1 protein-coding gene is annotated in these 4,520 nt (G+C 64.0%); it reads left to right on the forward strand.

The features are described 5' to 3' along the window. On the forward strand, positions 1-4,520 hold a 4,520-nt coding region (locus ACZY0B_RS26790; protein ID WP_463767259.1), incomplete at both ends, for a helix-turn-helix transcriptional regulator.

The following is a 4,520-nucleotide window of genomic DNA, read 5'->3' on the forward strand; positions in this document are numbered from 1 at the left end:
CAACGCCCAGGTGGCCTACTACGGCCACACCAGCGGTGTCGATCCGACGGTACGGGCGATGCCAGTCGACGGCGTAGGCGTGATTGCGGTCAGACAACTATCCAACAAACCCCTCCACACCGCCGAGAGTCCCCAAGAGGTGCCCGCCGATGCCGGTGAGCCCGCCACCGAACGCGAGTTCGCCGAGCAGTCGGTAACGACCGCGCACGAAGGCATAGCCGGTCTGCAACACCTGCTGGCGAAGCGGCAAATGGAGTCCGGCGACGAGCCGCCGGTAGATGGTGAGGAGTTGCGCGCGTCGGGCGAAGCCGGTTGGTGGCGGGCGTTGTGCGTCAACGAGTTCGGGCTGCCGCGGCCGGCGGAGGATCGGGGAACCTTCCTCAAAATGTTGCGTCAATCCCGCGGCCGGACGCAGGAGGAGCTGAGCGGTCATGCCGATGTTTCCGACAGTACGGTAATCGCTCTCGAGCGCAACCAGCGGGATGGGGATCTGCGGACATGGCGGAAGTTGTTGTGTGCGTTGGATGTTCCCGAGTGGGCGCAGGATCTGTTTTTGCGGAAATTTTTTCCGGGCCGGTTGCGTTCGTTTCGTCCCGGTGTCATCTGGCATCACAGCCTGGGGAGCCTCGTCACCGCTCGGCGTATCGCGAAATACTGGGACTCTAAGCGGCTAGCAACCGAAGTACGCATGGGCTCGAGAGAAGTGGAGAAGATCGAATGCAACACCCGCAAGCGTGGTCTGACCGACGAGCAGCGCCAAGCGCTGGGTGAGGCGCTGGGCATCACCAATGCCGAATGGGACTGGGTGGAGTCCATAGCGCGCGATTCTGATGGTGTGGTGTGGGGTGCGGGTCCCGATATGGCCGTGGTGAAACAGGTTGTGCGAGCCGGCGGGGTTGAGGCGGTCGATGAGTTGTTTGGTGTCTTCGAGTCCGATATCAGAGACCGTATCGCCCTGTCGGCCCGCAATCCCGCGGACATCGATGGCGCCGTGACTGCGGTGCGGAATGAGGCTCGAGCCAGTGTGTGGGATGCCGCCGATGGGATCAGCGTGTGGCAGTGGTTGATGGACACGGTGGACTTCGTGGTGTTCCGTGGACGGCTGGCTGGTATTGCGAAGCGCGTGGATCAGATTGCCTACCAGCTTGTGGTTGCGGCGGGCAGGCGTGCGGTGCAGACGGCTGTTGCGGCCGTCGCAAGGCAACCCGATATCGACCCGGGGCACCTAATTCTGTTGGAAGGCCTGCAGTGCAATCGTTCGGTTGTTGAGATACGTCGCGAGTTGTCTGCGAACGGGATTGAGTGGGATGCACGTGTGTTCGCGGCGCAGCAGGACCGGGTCGTGCGGCTGCTGGCAGAGGATCTTGCGCGGGAGTTTCACGTCGAACGCACCATCGTGGCGGCGGGCCGGGAAGACGCGGGGGCTTCACCTGTCATCGACGAGGGCGCGCGGGCCAAGGTCGGCGGGTCCGAACCCGATCGGCCGCAAGAGGAAAGCGCTGCCGAATCGGAGTTTGACGACGCCTCGGAGAGTCGGGAGCGGATGCAGTCGGCCCGCCAGCAGAGACTCGACACCGCTACTGCCGATCAGGCGATCCTCGACGAGGCCATCCACATCGATCGCACCGACGGGCCTGCACCACCCAACCGTGGGCCCCCGGTGGCGGCTAATGATCCCGTCCAAGCCGAAACCGCGCCCTCAGGCGAAGGGCTCCCGGAAGGGAAGCTGCGCATATCGGCCTCCTCCGAGCGTGGTTCGAATACTGGGCCATCGAGCACCACAAGCGATTTGCGGCGAGACAGACATTCGGGAGCCGGGTTCGGGGAAGGAGAGCTGCGCCTATCGGGAGCTCCGTCTGAATACGTCGCCCTCGGCGCAGATGTCGTCGCGGACAGTGCTATTGATGCCTTGGATTCAGATGCACTGTCCGACACGGCGTGGCGCGCCGTAATCGAACGGATGAAGCGCGACGGTCTGAAGGAGTTCGACGAGTGCATGCGTGTGCTGCTCAAGCGCCACGAGCAGGAGGCGAAATGTCTTGAGCTGTCCAAAGATGGGCAGCTGTCCATCGAACGGGTGGCACAGGAGGTTGGGGAAACACCTCGGAAAGTGAAGTATCTGAGGGCTGTCGCTTTGCGGCGTCTCAGGATGTTGTGGGACCAGTCCCCCCCGAGCGACGCAGTCCTGGACCGTGACGCTGCGCTGGACCTTCTGGAGTGGATGGACCGCGTCGACAACGAGAAGTTCGGCGAATGCCGACGTGCCGTTGGCGACGAGAATCCGAACCACACCCGCGAGCTTGAGCTGTGCTACGACAGGGGTCTCACGCCAACGGCGGCCGGCGCTGCCCCGGGCGGGAGAGTAGCGGGGGATCGTCTCGTGGCCGCGACGCGCCGGATGTGGGCGCACTGGCGGCGCAGCGTTGTGCTGGCCGAATTCGAGCGGATGGAAAGTGAGACTCCCGCGAAGTTCACCGAATGCATGCGTGTGCTGCGCAGCCGCCATCCGCAGTTGGCCCGATTCCTCGACCTCTACCTCCGCCCAGACCTCACGTTGACGCAGGCGGCCAAGGCCTCCGGAATCTCGCCGTCTTCCCTTATGGACACGCTCGCCCAAATGGAGAAGCGGTGGGCATTGCTGTACTCGGATGAGCCCCCGTCGACCACGGAGGTGTTGGACACCATCGAGTGGTTGGACCGCCGCGATCATGGCAGGCTCAAACAGCTTCAACGCGAACTGGTCGACGAGAACGTGGATGCCGCCGAAGCCTTGTTCTTGTGCTACACGCACAACTACAGCCGAACGCGTGCGGGGCGAACAATGAGGGTGGGGAGAATCGGCCCAAAGGTCACCCGCGCCGCGAAGTATGTGTGGGACCACTGGGATGATCCGGGGCCAGACGGTGCCGGCGCCCCATCCCATGTCGCCGACGACCACGTCCGTCGGATCGGATCCGACGACCGCTCGAACGGCGGCGGCGAGGCCGGGGGCGGTGATCCCGTCCCGGCCGAAACCGCGCCTTCGGGCGAGGGGCTCGTCCAGGAAGGGAAGCTGCGCGGATCGTCGGCCTCCTCCGAGTCTGGGTCGAATTCTGGGCCATCAAGCCCGGCTGCGACGCACGGGCTGCATCCCACCGCTAACCTTCCTAACGGGCTCGTAGCTGGGATCGATCCGGGCGCTGCCGCGGCGTCGTCAGCTGAGGTGGATCCGGGGTTGGCCGCCGAAGTGCGGTCCGATGATGCGCGGGTGCATCGTGAGATCGCTTGGAAGCGCACTCTTGTCGAGGTTGAGGGGCTTCTGCATGAATTGGAAGCGGAAATCGAACGCGCGGGCACCGATCCAGACGCCGTTAGGCAGGCGAAGCTCCTCCTCCGCGAACGGTATCGGGAATACCGGGAGAGGCGAGCCGCAGCTGTGCTCCGGATGCCCCTCAACGATCCGATGTCCGGGGTTGTCGATGATGAGGGCGGGGTCGCGTTCGTGGGTACAACGCGTGCGGACACGATGATTGACGTTAGAGCGGCGACCCGTACCGGTCAGTGGGTGAAGAGCTGGCGTGTCCGCGCAGCAGGGGCCGGGGCCAACTTTGTTGACTGGCTGGCCCGTATTTACCGCGCCGAGCACGGGATGGCCAGGGAGATCGACCCGTCGCGAGGCCCGGACCACCCCGTGGCTATCGACAGACTGGACAGGGCGCTTGAAGATCTGGCTGAGGCCGAACGACGGTTGCATGCACTGCTGGACAGGCACGAGGGCCTGGTGGATAGGGGCGCGTGGCGGTGGCTTGACCATGTCGTGGTCCATCGTCGGCTGCTCGACGAATTGCATATCACCATGGCATGGGACGCGATCGGCTCTGTATCGCATTCCGTGGCCGGTCTGCTCGGCGAGATCGGGCTGGCCGAGCAACTCGACCAGATCGACGCGGTGTGCCGAGGTTTCACCGCTGAACATCGGACACTTGGTCACATCAGCTGCGAGATCGACATCATCACCGATGGCGGTCGAGCCTGGCATGAAGCGAAAAACCACCCGCTCAGGCGGCACCTCTACCAGCGATACAAACTGGAAGCCCAAGCCCTCGGACAACTTCGGGTTGCCTATTTCAACCGGGACCACTGGGTAGACGGGAAACCACCGCAAATCGTGTGGAACTTCTTGCGGGGTTGTGACCCCGCCGTCAAGACCATGCTGGAAAACCTCGGCATCGAGGACGAGGACGGACAACCCGTTTTTGACTATCACATCAAGGTGACCGACGGTTCGCATCGGGCCGGGCCGCTGAGTGGCGTGGAACGAGCCCGGGGTTCGAGGACGGCGGGTGATGACACCGTGTTTGAGCGGGTTCGTGGGGTTCGTGGGGTGCGCGGGTCCGACGGGTTGTGGTCCGTTGAATCGGTCACGATCAATGAGGAGTTCGCCGAGAAGCCTGCGCGGCAACGGGCTTTCGATGGTGTGGTGGCGGGCCTGTCGGCGCTGGAGCGGGATTATTTGGGGCTGCGTGAGCGGGGGTTGGGCA

The sequence above is a fragment of the Mycobacterium sp. IDUB_19 genome (assembly GCF_055419445.1).